Source organism: Hymenobacter chitinivorans DSM 11115 (genome assembly GCF_002797555.1).
GTDB classification, from domain to species: domain Bacteria; phylum Bacteroidota; class Bacteroidia; order Cytophagales; family Hymenobacteraceae; genus Hymenobacter; species Hymenobacter chitinivorans.
In genome coordinates this window covers 131896-145519 of sequence record NZ_PGFA01000003.1, presented here as the reverse complement: position 1 = coordinate 145519, position 13624 = coordinate 131896, and the positions used below count along the sequence as shown (strand labels likewise).

The 13624-nt window shown below is 59.9% G+C and carries 10 protein-coding genes; 2 read left to right on the top strand and 8 right to left on the bottom strand.

The window, feature by feature from the left end; genetic code table 11:
- Positions 1 to 5: 5 nt before the first annotated feature.
- On the bottom strand, positions 6 to 434 hold the full coding sequence (locus tag CLV45_RS17725; protein WP_100337813.1) for a hypothetical protein: 429 nt from the start codon (positions 432 to 434) through the stop codon (positions 6 to 8).
- Between the two features lie 176 nt (positions 435 to 610).
- Positions 611 to 2110, bottom strand: a complete 1500-nt coding sequence (locus tag CLV45_RS17720; protein WP_100337812.1) for a hypothetical protein — start codon at positions 2108 to 2110, stop codon at positions 611 to 613.
- Between the two features lie 248 nt (positions 2111 to 2358).
- Between CLV45_RS17720 and CLV45_RS17715 the strand changes: the two genes are divergently transcribed.
- Complete coding sequence (locus CLV45_RS17715; protein WP_100337811.1) at positions 2359 to 2766, top strand: hypothetical protein; 408 nt, start codon at positions 2359 to 2361, stop codon at positions 2764 to 2766.
- A gap of 9 nt (positions 2767 to 2775) precedes the next feature.
- On the opposite strand, the gene CLV45_RS17710 is transcribed toward CLV45_RS17715, so the two are convergent.
- From CLV45_RS17710 to CLV45_RS17680, 6 genes are all read right to left on the bottom strand, one after another.
- Positions 2776 to 3873 carry a glycosyltransferase gene (locus CLV45_RS17710; protein ID WP_100337810.1) on the bottom strand — a complete coding sequence of 366 codons (1098 nt, stop codon included), beginning with the start codon at positions 3871 to 3873 and terminating at the stop codon, positions 2776 to 2778.
- A 540-nt stretch (positions 3874 to 4413) separates the two neighbouring features.
- Positions 4414 to 6042, bottom strand: coding sequence for an MFS transporter (locus tag CLV45_RS17700; RefSeq protein WP_211289968.1), 1629 nt, complete (start codon positions 6040 to 6042; stop codon positions 4414 to 4416).
- 365 nt (positions 6043 to 6407) lie between these two features.
- A complete protein-coding gene (locus CLV45_RS17695) occupies positions 6408 to 8087 on the bottom strand; it encodes an alpha-amylase family glycosyl hydrolase (protein ID WP_245882923.1) in 1680 nt (559 codons plus the stop codon).
- Positions 8088 to 8405: 318 nt separating this feature from the next.
- Entirely contained in the window at positions 8406 to 9113 is a 708-nt protein-coding gene (locus CLV45_RS17690) for an SDR family oxidoreductase (protein ID WP_100337808.1), read from the bottom strand.
- Between the two features lie 68 nt (positions 9114 to 9181).
- A complete protein-coding gene (locus tag CLV45_RS17685) occupies positions 9182 to 9559 on the bottom strand; it encodes a GxxExxY protein (RefSeq protein WP_100337807.1) in 378 nt (125 codons plus the stop codon).
- 61 nt (positions 9560 to 9620) lie between these two features.
- A complete protein-coding gene (locus tag CLV45_RS17680; RefSeq protein ID WP_245882908.1) occupies positions 9621 to 11576 on the bottom strand; it encodes a glycoside hydrolase family 13 protein in 1956 nt (651 codons plus the stop codon).
- A gap of 362 nt (positions 11577 to 11938) precedes the next feature.
- On the opposite strand from CLV45_RS17680, the gene glgP reads away from it, so the two are divergent.
- Positions 11939 to 13588, top strand: a complete 1650-nt coding sequence (gene glgP, locus CLV45_RS17675) for an alpha-glucan family phosphorylase (RefSeq protein WP_100337806.1) — start codon at positions 11939 to 11941, stop codon at positions 13586 to 13588.
- Positions 13589 to 13624: the final 36 nt, after the last annotated feature.

The following is a 13624-nucleotide window of genomic DNA, read 5'->3' as shown; positions in this document are numbered from 1 at the left end:
GCGGCTTACTCGGGCTGGCTCGGCTGCTGTAGCAACCATTCTTCGGCCTGAGGGGCCTTTTCAAAGGACCGGTACACCAGCGGCAACCCCTGAATATGGGTGGTAATATAGGCCGTAGCCAGGCGCACCATCACGTCGGCCGACACAATAATGGCCCCGTGCCGGTAGCCGGCCTGCACCGCCCGCGGCACCCATTCCTGGGCTACCCAGTGCTGCTCGGCCGATGAAAAGGGTGGCATGCCAACCTGATTAATCAGAATTCGGCTCCAGCCGTGGCGCTGCAAGGCCATGAGCATGTGCGTAAACAACGCCTGAGTATCCGGCAGCTGCCGGGGCGCCGCCGTCCAGTTGACCCGCAAAAACCCGGCAGGGTCTTCCAGCAGTTGGCCGGCCGCATTTTGGAAATAAATGGCCGAAGCCCACTTTGCACTCATATGTAGTATAGCAATAAACCGTCTTACGGTCCCAGTGTTCTGCCCGACTCAGCTCTGAATGGCTGGTTTGGCAAGTAACTAAGGTAGTAACACTGATTTATACGCAGAAAAAAGCTCCGCAGAGCTTTTTTCTTGTGGCCCTTTGCCAAGGGGTAAGCTGGTGCAAAACGGGCTGCTTATTTTTTGCGCTTGGCCGCAGCTATAGTAGTGGCGCGGATGTAGCGAATCAGCTTCTGTTGCTGGGTTTCGTCGATGTCGGGGGCCATTGTAGTGCCGCCCAGCAGAAAGGAGAAGTCGGTGCCAAACTTTTGTTGGGCCACGCCGTGGCAGCCCTGGCAGCCCCCGGCCGAGAGCAGCTTGCCCTTGAGCAGAATATTGGGCTTTTGGTCGTGGGGGTGCGCGAAGCCGCTGCCGTGGAAGTTGGCCAGCAGACTATCCGACTCTACCACGTAGTTGGCCAAAAAGAAGTTAGGGGTGCTGGTGTTGCTGGTGGGTGTGCCTTGTACGCCTACCAGGCGGTAGTTGAGCAGTACCGAGTTCCGGTTCATTGCCTTGATCTTACGGTGCGCGGCAACGGTGGCTAGGCTGTCGACCTTCGTGAGGGGATGCAGGCGCTGGTACGGGTAGTGCAGGGCGCTCAGGGAATCCTGCTTCTGTTTATTTTGCAGAATGAGGCGGAAGCCCATCTTATCCTTCTCCACGTCCTTGTGCTCAAAGGTCGCAAACACGAAGTCGGGGTAGTTTACGGTCTTGTGGATGATGTGCATCCCGATAAGCGCGAAGGTGGCATTATCGTAAAACAGGGTATCGTTCCCTGCTTTCTGGCGGTAATACACCACGTTGCGGGTCAAGAATTTGGAAGCGTCCTCGTTGGCGTTGAGCTGGCGCCAGGCCGTTTTTACCTCAATGGTGCCGATGCCCTGGCGAGTCTTGAGCGTGTCATTACCGCAGGGTAGGCATAACACACCGGGTGGGCAGTAGCAATTGCCTTTGTATTTTTTGTTTTTCGCGGCTGTCGTATCGTAATAAGCCTTATACTTTTTGATATTGGCTATGTTGGTCTTTATCGCCAACCCTAACGAACCTTGCTTGGGGTAGCGTTTAAGAATATAGTTATACTCGTTGCTGTTGACCTTAGCCTGGTACAACACCATCTGCTGCGGGGAAGAGGTTACTTGCCCATACAGGTTGCAGGAACCAATTTCGCTGTTCTCGTCCAGGTTGTTGAATAGCGAAAAGCTGACGCCTTTGCGGGCGCGCTTAATCTGTTCGCCGTAGCTGTAGCGCGGAGCCGAGTTGAAGGGCCGTATAGAGTCGTTGGCAGGCTGCAGCTCGGTGCGGTGGGCATAGGTTTCCCACACCGTGAGCTTGGGGCTCGGGTCATGGTAGTTCCAATTGGGGTCCGGAGCGTCGCGCTGCTTCCGGATGGTGTCGTAGTTAGACTGCCAGTTCAGGGCCAAGAACTCGGCCCAGGCAAACTCAGCCAACTGCTTGGGCGTGGCGCCGGCGGCCAGCTCTGCCGGGGGCAGCGAGCTGAAAGTGATAACAAAGGCCGTGTCGGTGGACGCCCCAGCCAGGCCGGTGGTGGCGCCGGCACCGGCGGCGTCGGGTTTGCTGTTCTGCTGACAGCCCGCCAGCAACAGGCCGCCCAACAACAGCGGATACAAAAACTTCATAGAGGTAACGGTAAGAGGTTGGGGTCGAGGTTCGCAGCCCGGCCGCGTTTTCCTGAGCCCAAAGGAGGAGCTTACCCCGCGCAATCAAAACCGTGTAAACACCTGATTACTAAACCAAGTATTTTTACCTGCTGCCCGCGGTCAGGTCTTCCGCCGGGGTTCTGCAGAGGCCCGTCAAAACATTACCGGGGCCTTTCCCTGTTACTGGTATACTGCACCTCTTGCCGTTCCTTAGCTAGTATCCCGCCGTGCCCGTACCCGCCACCGAGCTCGACTTCCTGCGTCTGTCTTACCGCCCCGATCTGCACGTGCTGTTTATGCGCTGGAACCGGGTCGTGACGCCCCAGGAGCACCGGGCGGGCTACCAGGCGGCCCTCGTATTTGCCCAGCCGCCGCAGGCCGCCAACTGGCTGATTGACCTGCGCATCCGCGGGCTGGCCGAAGCCGAGGATTTCACCTGGGTTCTGACTGACTTTCGGGCCGCAATGCGGCAGGCCCTGCCCGGCCGGGAGCTGCGGATGGCGTATCTGGTCACGCCCTACCAGCAGGCATTGATCAATAGCCGGATCAGCGCCCAGGAAACCGTGTTTCGTACCTTTATTGAGGAGCAAGCCGCCTACCAGTGGCTGGGCGTGCCCTTACCGGAAGCCCACTAAACCCCTGGCTTAGCCTTCGGCCCAGCGGTAGCGCCGCTCTTTCCACAGAATCGAGCTTGGCCAGACGGTATAACCCAGCACCGCCAACGACATCAGCAGCAAGTACCACTCGTAGAGCAGCAGCACGCCCAACGACTCCCGGTGCCCAGCCTGCTGCAGGGTAATGACCAAAAACAGGGTCTGACACAGGACCTTGGCCGCGTAGAGCAGAACAATCAGCTGGAGGGGCAGCAGGCCCGGCCAGCCCAGCACGGTGTAGAAAAACGCGTAGGAGCTGAAGAGCAGGCCCAGCTGCCAGGGCAGGCGCACGGCCCCTTTCATCCAGCGTTTGCGCTGCCGCAGCAGGTGCAGCACCGTGGGCTGGGGCACGGATATTCCCAGGGCCGAGGGCGTAATAATATTGCGGTAGCCCCAGCCCTGGCGCACAATCTGGTCGAAGAGCTGCAAATCCTCGGTGATGCTGAAGGCCAGGGCCTCGTAGCCCCCGATGGACTCGTAGGCGGCCCGCGTGACAAGCATGTTGTTGCCGACGGCCGTAATAGGCAGGCCCAGGTCGGTGAGGACCCGAATCAGGTTGAGGCCGAAGAGCCAGTCGAGGCCCTGGAGGCGGCCGAAGAGGCTGCCCGCGGCCGTGGTAATACCCGTCACGACGCCCACGCCTTCGGGGGCGGCGGCCAGCATGGTCTGCACCCAGTCGGGCGAGAGGGCCATGTCGGCGTCGGTGATGAGGAAGACGTCGGCGGTGGCGGCGCGGCAGAGGTGGGCCAGCACGTTGCTTTTGCCCCGGGCCGTACCCAGGCGGTGGCGGATGGGCAAGAGCCGAAACTGGGGCTTGTCGGCAATGAAGCGCTGCACCACGCCCATCGTGTCGTCGGTGGAGGCATCGTCGCCGATGAGGATTTCGAGCTGGGAAGCCGGATAGTTAAGCCCTGCCAAGGCCCGCAGGCACCGCTCAATGGTGGCTTCTTCGTTGCGGGCCGCAATCAGAATGCTGACTTTGGGCGTGGCCGTAAGCCGGGGTAAGGCCGGCCGGGGCCAGACCAGCAACAGCAGAATCAGGGCGTAAATGCCAAAGAAGGCGCTGAAGAAAATGGTGGCAAAGAGCATACGGCGGCCGGTGGAGTAAGCGTAGCGGGGCCGGATAGTCGGCGGGGCCCGCACAGATAACAGATAGGTTAAGTGAATACGGCGCCGCCCCGGGCCCGCGTTGCCGGGAAAAGTGCGGATTCGGGGCTGGGTAAGTACGTAGTTGGGGTTGGTTGTTGGTTGTTAGTTGATTGTTGGTGGTTGATGGTTGATTGTTGGTGGTTGATGGTTGATTGTTGGTGGTTGATTGTTGGTGGTTGATTGTTGGTGGTTGTCATCCTGAGCTTTGCGAAGGACCTTCCTCAGCTGAGTAACAAGCTTGATTCAACGTGACAGAGCCCTTTACTATTGGTGGGTAAAGGGCTTTTGCGCGTTGGCATCAGGCTTTGTGGGGTAGGTGAGGAAGGTCCTTCGCTCCGCGTTGCTACGCTCAGGATGACAGACAACAACCACCAACTAACAACCACCAACAATCAACTAACAACAATCAACAATCAACTAACAACTAAAAAAGCCTCTCCCGTTTCCGGAAGAGGCTTTGTAGAGACTCAAGAGGCGCCTTTACGTGCGCGGGACCGTGGCCGTGGGCGTGTCGTAGCCGGGCGAGTCTTCGACGTGGACGCTGGGGTGCACGTCGTCGTTGTCCTTAACCCATAGCGTAAACAGGCCGGCGGCAATCATCGAGGCCCCGCCCAGGGCAATGGTGTTCAGGGTATTGCCCTGGAACAGGTGCATCGTGGCCCAGCCCAGGATGGTGGCGGCCACAATCTGGGGGATGACGATGAAAAAGTTGAACACACCCATGTAGTAGCCCATCTTGTTGGCCGGCAAGGAGCCGGCCAGGATGGCGTAGGGCATGCTCAGAATGCTGGCCCAGGCCACGCCCACCATGGCCATGGATACCATAATCAGGTTGGGGTTGCCGATAAACTTCAGGGAAAGCAGGCCCAAACCGCCGATGAGCAGGCAGAGCATGTGGGTGCGGCGGCGGCTGGTGCGGGCGGCAATGAGCGGGATGATGAAGGCGAAGATGGCCGCCACCCCGTTGCGCACCGACGAAGCCAGGCTGAGCCAGTCGGCCCCGTCGTTGTACTGCTGCTGCACCCGCTTGAGCTCGACTTTGTCGTCGTACGCGGGCTGGGCGTGGCTCACGTAGTAGTTGGCCAGGTTGATGGTGAGAATCTTGCTGGGCTGGGCGGCCTGAAACTGGTCTATTTCCCTGATGTCGGCTTGCAGGGCGCTCAGCTCCTTCTTGGCCTTGTCGTCGGTAGCCTGGTTGGTTTGGGCGGTAATGAAGCTGGTGATACGGCCGTAGAGGGCGTTATCCACCTTCATGTCGTAGATGTTGCTGGTCACGGCGTTGGTGGAGTAAATCCACATCGAGAACAGGGCAAACCAGGTGAAGAACTGCACGATGGCCAGCTGCCGCATGGCCGTGGGCATGTGGAAGATGCCCATAAACGACTCCTTGATGCCGTCCAGGATGCCGGCCTGGGCATTCTCGCGCCGGAACTCCTCCATGTCTTCGGGCGGGGTTTCGGTGGAGGTAAAGACGGTGTAGAGCACGGCTAGGATGAAGGCCACCCCGCCGGCGTAGAAGGCCCACTTTACCGAGGGCGGAATCTCGCCGCTGGGGGCCGTGTTGCTCAAATGAAACCAGTTGTTGAACACCCAGGGCAGGGCCGCGGCAATGACTGAGCCCACCCCGATAAAGAAGCTCTGCATGGCAAAGCCGCTGGTGCGCTGCTCACTGGGCAGCTTGTCGCCGACGAAGGCCCGGAAAGGCTCCATGCTGATGTTGATGCTCGCGTCCAGAATCCAGAGCATGCCGCCGGCCATCCACAGGGCCGAGGAGTTGGGCATCAGAAACAGGGCCAGGGTGGCCAGCACGGCCCCGATGGCGAAGTACGGCCGGCGCCGGCCCCAGAACGGATGCCAGGTCCGGTCGGAGAAGTAGCCGATGATGGGCTGCACCAGCAGGCCGGTGAGGGGCGCGGCAATCCACAGAATCGGAATATCGTCCTTGTTGGCACCCAGGGTTTCGAAGATGCGGCTCACGTTGGAGTTTTGCAGCTCGAAGCCGAACTGAATGCCCAAAAAGCCGAAGCTCATGTTCCAGATCTGCCAGAAGCTCAGGCGGGGTTTGGGGCGGGTGTCTGTGCCAGACGAGGCCGCGACGCTGGTAGCCATTAGTGGGGGAATTTTAGGGGAGAGTAAGAGCTCCGAACTCGGAATGGCGAGGGTAGAGCGGAGAAGCAGGCGGTAGGTGACGAAGAAAAGCGGAAGCGAATGTTTGATCAGTAGGTAAGCCGGGATGGAAAGTCCCTACCGGGCAAGCCAAAGTCACTTTGGCTTGCTGCTAAGTCCCTTCTGCTTGCCTGGAAATGGCTTAGTAGCAAGCAAAAGTGACTATTGTTCTCCCGGAAGTGACTTAGGCGCAGGCCAAAGCTACTTCGGCGCAAGCGTTAAGGCCCTTCGAGGGCGGGGAAGTGACTTCCGCTTGCTCGGTAGCCACTTCCCCGGGAGCCCAAGCACCGAGCACCAGGCCCTAAGCTCTATTCCTTGGCTTTGATTTCGAAGACGTAGGCGCTCAGGGGAGTCAGGGTGATGTTCAGGTTCTCGGTGGTCGGGGCGTTGTTGAGCACGTCGGTGTAGGTGTAGAACTTCGTGGGGTCGAGGCCCATTGCCTTCATGGCCGACTTCGGAATGTCGATTCTGGGGGTCAGGGTCACGTCCTTGCTGAAGTTGGCAATGATGAGCAGCTTCTGCTTGTCGGTGTAGCGCAGGTAAGTGTACACCCGGCGCTGGTCGTAGTTCTTGCCCAGGTTGTTGGCGTCCTGCAATTCGTAGAACCGGCCCCGGCGGATGGCGTCGCTGGTGCTGGTCAGGTTGAGCAGGCGGGAGTAGAAGTCGCGCAGCTGCTTTTGCACCCCATCGAGCTTGCCGCCGTCAAACTTGCCGCCGTTCATCCATTTCTGATGCTCGGGCACGCCCCAGTAGTCGAAGATGGTGGTGCGGCCGTCGGCCGAGCTGAAGCCCTCGGCGCCGTGGGCGGGCTCCCCCACTTCCTGCCCGAAGTACACCATCACCGGGCCCGAGCCCAGCGTGGCCGACACCGTCATGGCCGGAATGGCGGTGCGGGGGTCACCGGCAAACTCCTTGGAGGCAATGCGCTGCTCGTCGTGGTTTTCCAGGAAGCGCAGCATGCGGGAGCTGAAGCCGCGGCTTTCCTCGCTCCACACCTTGGTAATATCCTCGGTGGTCCCGCTGCCCGTCATCAGGCGGCGCAGGCCGTCGTAGAGGCCTACTTTGTCGTAGAGGTAGTCGAATTTGCCCTTCTCCAGGTAGTTCTTATACTCCTTGGGGTTATAGGCTTCGCCCATGAAGATGATGTCGGGCTTTACCTTTTTGACCTCGGGAATCACCCAGGCCCAGAACTCGGTGGGCACCATCTCGACCATGTCGCAGCGGAAGCCGTCCACGTCCTTCTGGGCCCAGTACACCAGGATGTCGCGCATCTTGAGCCAGGTGTCGGGCATGGGCTCGAAGTGGGTTTTGCGGTTGTTCTGGTAATCGACGCCGTAATTGAGCTTCACCGTTTCGTACCAGTCGTCCACCTTGGGCGCTTCCGAAAACACGTCGTTGCCGCTGGCTTTGGCCGGCGTTTCGATGAACTTACCATCTTCCTTCGGGCCCAGGGCCGCGCCCAGCGGGTTGCCGGCTTTGGGCACGACCAGGCTCTTGCCGGGCAGGTAGTAGAAGTTGTTGTTGGGGGCAAAGGCCACCGTTTTGTCGTCTTTCTCACCCAAGTCTACCACGCCCACGGGCTTGGCATTCGACTTATAGCTGCGGGCTACGTGGTTGGGAATGAAGTCGATGATAACCTTGAGGCCGTTGGCGTGGGTGCGCTTCACCAGGGCCTCAAACTCCTGCTTGCGGGTCTTCACGTCCACGGCCAGGTCGGGGGCAATGTCGTAGTAGTCCTTGATGGCGTAGGGCGAGCCGGCCCGGCCCTTCACCACGTCGGCATCGTCGGGGCCGGGGCCGCCGAGCTTGGTAAAGTCGCTCATCGTGGCGTGCTCCAGCACCCCGGTGTACCACACGTGGCTCACGCCCATCTTCTTGATGGCCTGCAGGGCCACGTCGTTGATGTCGTTGAACTTGCCCACGCCGTTTTCCTCGTTGGTGCCGTAGGGCTTGTTCAGGGTTTTCTTATTGCCAAACAGGCGGGTCATCACCTGGTAAATCACCAGCTTATGATCCTGCGGTACTTCGTCGGTAGTATTGGGGTCGGTGGCAGCGGCAAAAGACTCGGACACGGCAGAAACGGAACTCGGAAGTGGAACAGCGAAAGAAGCCAAAGCCAAACTTGCGGCTACGGCAGGCAGGAGCAGTTTTTTCATAGTACGGGGAAGATAGAAGGTTAATGTGGAGAATGTGTTGGGATGTGAGAAATGTGGAAAATGAGGCAAACCACTCATTGAAGGCAGATACTACCCATTCTTCTCATTTCTCACATTCAATCACATTCGCACATTCTCCACATTAAAACCTTACCACTCCTGCGTCAGCGGGTGGATCATGAGCTCGTCGACGACGACGTGGGGTGGGGCTTCGAGGATGTAGCGCACGGCCTGGGCAATGTCGGCGGGCTTGAGGTGGGTTTTCTCCGAGTCGGGGCTGCCGGGCTTGGATTCGTTGAAGTAGGTATCGACCAGGCCCGGGTAAATGGTGCTGACTTTGACGCCGTGGGGCCGCACTTCCTTGCGCAAGGAGCCCAGCAAGGCATCCTGGGCAAACTTGCTGGCTCCGTACACCGTGCCGTGCTCGAAGGTGCGCCGGGCCACGTCGGAGGTAATGCCCACGATGTGGCCGCTCTTGCGGTCTTTGAGGTGGGGCACCAGAAACTTGCAGAACAGGAAGGTGCCCTTCACGTTCACGTCGAAGATTCGGTCCCACTCGTCGGCGGCGTTGTTTTCGAGCAGGTTGAACGAGCCCACCCCGGCGTTGCAGACCAGGATATCGACGTGGCCGTAGTGGCGGATGGCTTCATCGACGACGTTCTGCACGTCGGCTTCGTCGGATACGTCGGCGGGAATGGCCAGGCCGTTGGTTTTGTGCACCAGCTCGTCCAGCTCGTCGGTGGAGCGGGCCACGGATACTACCTTGGCGCCCTGCATGGCCAGCAGCAAAGACACCGCCCGACCAATGCCGCGGGAGGCTCCGGTGACGATGGCGACTTTATCAGTGAGGTCGTTCATAGCTGTTCTCGTAGGTTTCTCGCAGAGGTCCGCAGAGGGATGCGCAGAGGTTAAAAGGAGGTTGTTCTTTAGAGGCCGTTGGCTATCCGGACGATGCCGTCTTTGACGTGCGGGAGGTTGAAGTTGATGAGCAAACCTAGCTTGCGTTTCGAGAGCCGCTGGTAAGTCAGGAGCTGCTTGTGATGCACGTCCAGTAAGGCGTCGACTGATTTAATTTCGACAATTACTTTCTCTTCCACCAGCAGGTCGAGGCGAAAACCCAGCTCCAGCTTCACTTCATCGTAGTACGCCGGAAGGCCTACCTGCGTAGCTGCCAGCAGCCCTTGCTTACGAATTTCGTAGGCCAAAGCTGCCTCGTACACCGACTCCAGCAGTCCGGGGCCTAGTGCGGTGTGTACCTTAAAAGCTGACCCGCGCACTACGTAGGCAATTTCGTTCTCGGTCATTTTTCCTCGTTTTACCTCCGCGCATCCCTCTGCGGACCTCTGCGAGAAAACAAGATAGAACTTACTTCCGCAGCTCCACCACCAGCGCCGTCATGGCCGGCACCTTCACGGATTTCAGATCTGCTACGGCCGCTCCGGAAGTCACCTCCACGCCCGACGAGTACCCCGTGAGGCGCTCGGCAAAGCGGCTGGTGTCCACCGTTTTTTCCTCCTTGCCGGTGTTCATCATTACCATTACCGTTTCGCCCTGGTCGTTGTAGCGGAAGTAGGTGTACACGCTGCCCTCGGGAATGAAGTGCATCAGCTTGCCGGTTTGCAGCACGGGGTGGGCTTTGCGGTAGGTGCCCAGCTTGCTCACGTACTGGAACATATCCTGCTCCTGCGGGCTGCGGCCGGCGGCGGTGAAGGCATTGCGCTTGTCTTCTTTCCAGCCGCCGGGGAAGTCGGAGCGCACCAGGCCGTCGGGGTTGGAAAAGTTCTTCATCAGAATCTCGGTGCCGTAGTAGAGCTGCGGAATGCCCCGCTCGGTGAGCAGCCAGGCCAAAGCCACTTTCAGCTTGTTCACGTCCTCGCCCAGCACCGAGAAAACCCGGCTCATGTCGTGGTTGTCGAGGAAGATGAGGTTGCGGGTGGCATCCTGGTACATCCAGTCGCCCTGCAGGGTGTAGTAGATTTTGGACACGCCCTCGGCCCAGCCGGCGTCCTTGTTCAGGGCTTCCTCAATGGCGTACTTGAGCTGGAAGTCGATGGCGCCGGGCAGGTTGCTTTTGAAGCCATCCACGGGCGGAAACACGTTGCTGGTCCAGTACGCCTGCTGGGCCACGCCCTCGGCCTGCTGCATCCAGGTTTCGCCGAACATGCCCAGCTGCGGGTACTCATCCAGCAGGGCCTTGCCCCAGTCCATGAGGAACTTCGGGTCGGAATACGGGTAGGTGTCGATGCGGTAGCCGTCGAGGCCGGTGTATTCCACCCACCAGATAAAGTTCTGAATCAGGTAGTTGGTCACCAGCGGGTTTTCCTGGGCCAGGTCGGGCATCGTCGAGTCGAACCAGGTGGTGCTGAACATCTTGCGGTCCAGGGCCGAGGCGTAGGGGTCATTTACGGTGCCGTCCCGGTAGTTGCCGCGGGTGAAGGTGGGCCACTGGTGAAACCAGTCTTTGGCGGGCTGGTCCAGAAACAGGTAGTTGTAGGAGCCCATGTGGTTGAGCACCACGTCGTGAATTACCTTCAGCCCGTTCTGGTGGGCCTTCTGCACAAACTGGGCGTACTCCTCGGTCGTGCCGTAGCGCGGGTCACAGTTGTAGTAGTCGGTCAGGGCGTAGCCGTGGTAGCTGGCCTTGGGCATGTCGTTGGTGGTCACCGGCGTGGGCCAGATGGCCGTGACGCCCAGGCTCTTGAGGTAGTCGAAGTGCTGCTCAATGCCCTTCAGGTCGCCGCCGTGGCGGGCGTACATCGAGTCGCGGGCAATGTGGTCTACCTTGGTGCCTTTCACCACGTCGTTTTTCGGGTCGCCGTTGGCAAAGCGGTCCGGCATCAGGAAGTAGATAAAGTCCGCGCTGTTGATGCCCTGCACCCGGCTTTTGTCGGTGCTGCGCTGCCGCAGCTCGTAAGCGTACTTGAGCTTGGTTTTGCCCCCGGTGAAGCTCAGTTGCAGCTTGCCGGGCTTAGCCTCGGGCGAAATCGTGAGGTTGACCAGCAGATAGTTCGGGCTTTCCAGCTTTTGGGTGCCCTCCAGCGTCACGCCGGGGTAGGCAGCCAGGCTCAGCTTGCTGTCGGCAATGCCGGGGCTGTGCACGAGCAGTTGCAGCTTGGGGTTTTTCATGCCCACCCACCAAAAAGTCGGGTCGATGCGGGTAGAGGCAGCGGCTTTGGCCGGGGCGGCAACAAGGGCGGTGGGGGCGGCGGCGGCCGTGGCCATGGCCTGGGGAGCCGTAGCCAGCAGGGCCCCGGCGAGCAGGGGCAGGAAGGTTGGGAATTTCATGGACGAAATCAGGTCAGCGGGAAAGAGGAGCAGCAAGGTAACTTTAGCAGAAATAGCGAACAATAAAAGTCCAGTTGCCCGGCGCTAAAACTGCTTTTGCAGCCTGTTTTGGCCGAAAAAAGCCTTTTAACTGCGTCTTTGTTCGGGCTTTTTGTTGCGTAGTTTATTCGCGGTCTGCTTCTGCTTTTTGAATGCCGGCAGCCGGCCGGGGAATTTCATTTAGGCAAGCCGGGTGCCGGCGGCGGCCAAATCCGGCGAAAAAGAACTTCGAATGCAAACGTTTGCTCTGAGGCTCACGCCGTTCGGGCTTTTTTTAAGTCCGGATTTGTGCTGACCTTGGCGGCTTGGAGGGCCGGCTCGCGCCGCCGTCCGCTTCACTTCTTCCCTCCCCACTTCTCATGCCCTTCCAGTTTCAACCATACGCGCCGGCCCCCGAATTCTCCACCCAGGCCGCGTACTTCTCCATGGAGTTTGCCCTCGATCAGGCCCTGAAAACCTACTCGGGCGGCCTGGGCTTCCTGGCCGGCTCCCACATGCGCTCGGCCTACGAGCTCAAGCAAAACCTCATCGGCATCGGCATGCTGTGGAGCTACGGCTACTACGACCAGGGCCGCAACGAGGACCAGACCATGCGGGCCGACTTTCGCCTCAAGTCCTACTCTTTCCTCGAAGACACCGGCCTGGTGTTTCCCATCACCATCCACGGGGCCGAGGTGAAAGTGAAGGCTATGTACCTGGCCCCCGACACGTTCGGCACGGCCCCGATGTTCTTTCTGACCACCGACATTCCCGAAAACGACTACATTTCCCGCACCATTACCCACTACCTCTACGACGCCGACACGGCCGCCCGGGTGGCGCAGTCGATGGTGCTGGGCATCGGCGGTGGCAAGCTGCTCGATTTGCTGGGCGTGCAGATGGACACGTATCATCTGAACGAAGGCCACGGCCTGCCGCTGGCGTTTTACCTCTACGAAAAGCACGGCCGCAGCCTGGCGGAAGTGCAGAAGCGCCTGGTATTCACCACCCACACGCCCGAGCTGGCCGGCAACGAGGAGCACCCCATGCAGCTGCTCACCGACATGACCTTCTTCGGCACGGTGCCCGCCGACGAAATCCGCCGGGTGGCCCGGGTGGAGAACGAGACGCTGAACTACACGCTCACCGCCCTGCGCTTCTCGCGCAAAGCCAACGCCGTATCGAAAGTGCACGGGCAGGTGGCCAACGAAATGTGGGGCCACTACGAAGGCATCTGCCCGATTATCCCGATTACCAACTCCCAGAACGGCACCTACTGGCGCGACGCCCAGCTGCACGCCGCCCTGGAAGCCAACGACGACGCGGCCCTGAAAGCCCGGAAGCGGGAGCTCAAAAAGCAGCTCTTCGACTTCGTAGCCGACCAGACCGGCACCCTGCTCGACCCCGACGTGCTGACCGTGGTGTGGGCCCGCCGCTTTGCCGGCTACAAGCGCGCCAACCTGATTCTGCGCCACTTCGAGCGGTTTGCCCAGATGGTGAGCCGCCAGGACCGCCCCGTGCAGGTTATCTGGGCCGGCAAGCCCTACCCCAAGGACTACGGCGCCATCGGCATGTTCAACGACATCATTCAGAAAACCAAGCAGTTCAAGAACTGCGCCGTGCTGACGGGCTACGAGCTGGGCCTCTCCAAGCTGCTCAAAACCGGCTCCGACATCTGGCTCAACACGCCCCGCTTCCCCCGCGAAGCTTCCGGTACCAGCGGCATGACGGCCGCCATGAACGCCAGCCTCAGCCTGAGCATCCCCGACGGCTGGATTCCGGAGTTTGTGCGCCACGGTGAAAACGGCTTCCTGCTGCCCCTGGCCAACCTCAACGAGCCCGACAACGTGAAGGACGACGTGGAAGCCCGCGGCGTGCTCGACGTGCTGGAAAACGAAATCCTGCCGCTCTACTACGACGAGCCGGCCAAGTACCTGGAAATTGCCAAAACCGCCATGCGCGAAGTCGAGCCTGAGTTCGAGTCGCACCGCATGGCGACGGAGTACTACCAGGAAATGTACACGGCTTAGCCCCGCGGCTGCCGAAAGCCCGAAAAGCCCGGTTTC

What these genes read in the sequence shown, in the direction of transcription:
- CLV45_RS17725 (WP_100337813.1), bottom strand. Translation starts at nt 434, where the DNA reads ATGAGTGCAAAGTGGGCTTCGGCCATTTATTTCCAAAATGCGGCCGGC.
- CLV45_RS17720 (WP_100337812.1), bottom strand. Translation starts at nt 2,110, where the DNA reads ATGAAGTTTTTGTATCCGCTGTTGTTGGGCGGCCTGTTGCTGGCGGGC.
- CLV45_RS17710 (WP_100337810.1), bottom strand. Translation starts at nt 3,873, where the DNA reads ATGCTCTTTGCCACCATTTTCTTCAGCGCCTTCTTTGGCATTTACGCC.
- CLV45_RS17700 (WP_211289968.1), bottom strand. Translation starts at nt 6,042, where the DNA reads ATGGCTACCAGCGTCGCGGCCTCGTCTGGCACAGACACCCGCCCCAAA.
- CLV45_RS17695 (WP_245882923.1), bottom strand. Translation starts at nt 8,087, where the DNA reads ATGACCCGCCTGTTTGGCAATAAGAAAACCCTGAACAAGCCCTACGGC.
- CLV45_RS17690 (WP_100337808.1), bottom strand. Translation starts at nt 9,113, where the DNA reads ATGAACGACCTCACTGATAAAGTCGCCATCGTCACCGGAGCCTCCCGC.
- CLV45_RS17685 (WP_100337807.1), bottom strand. Translation starts at nt 9,559, where the DNA reads ATGACCGAGAACGAAATTGCCTACGTAGTGCGCGGGTCAGCTTTTAAG.
- glgP (WP_100337806.1), top strand. Translation starts at nt 11,939, where the DNA reads ATGCCCTTCCAGTTTCAACCATACGCGCCGGCCCCCGAATTCTCCACC.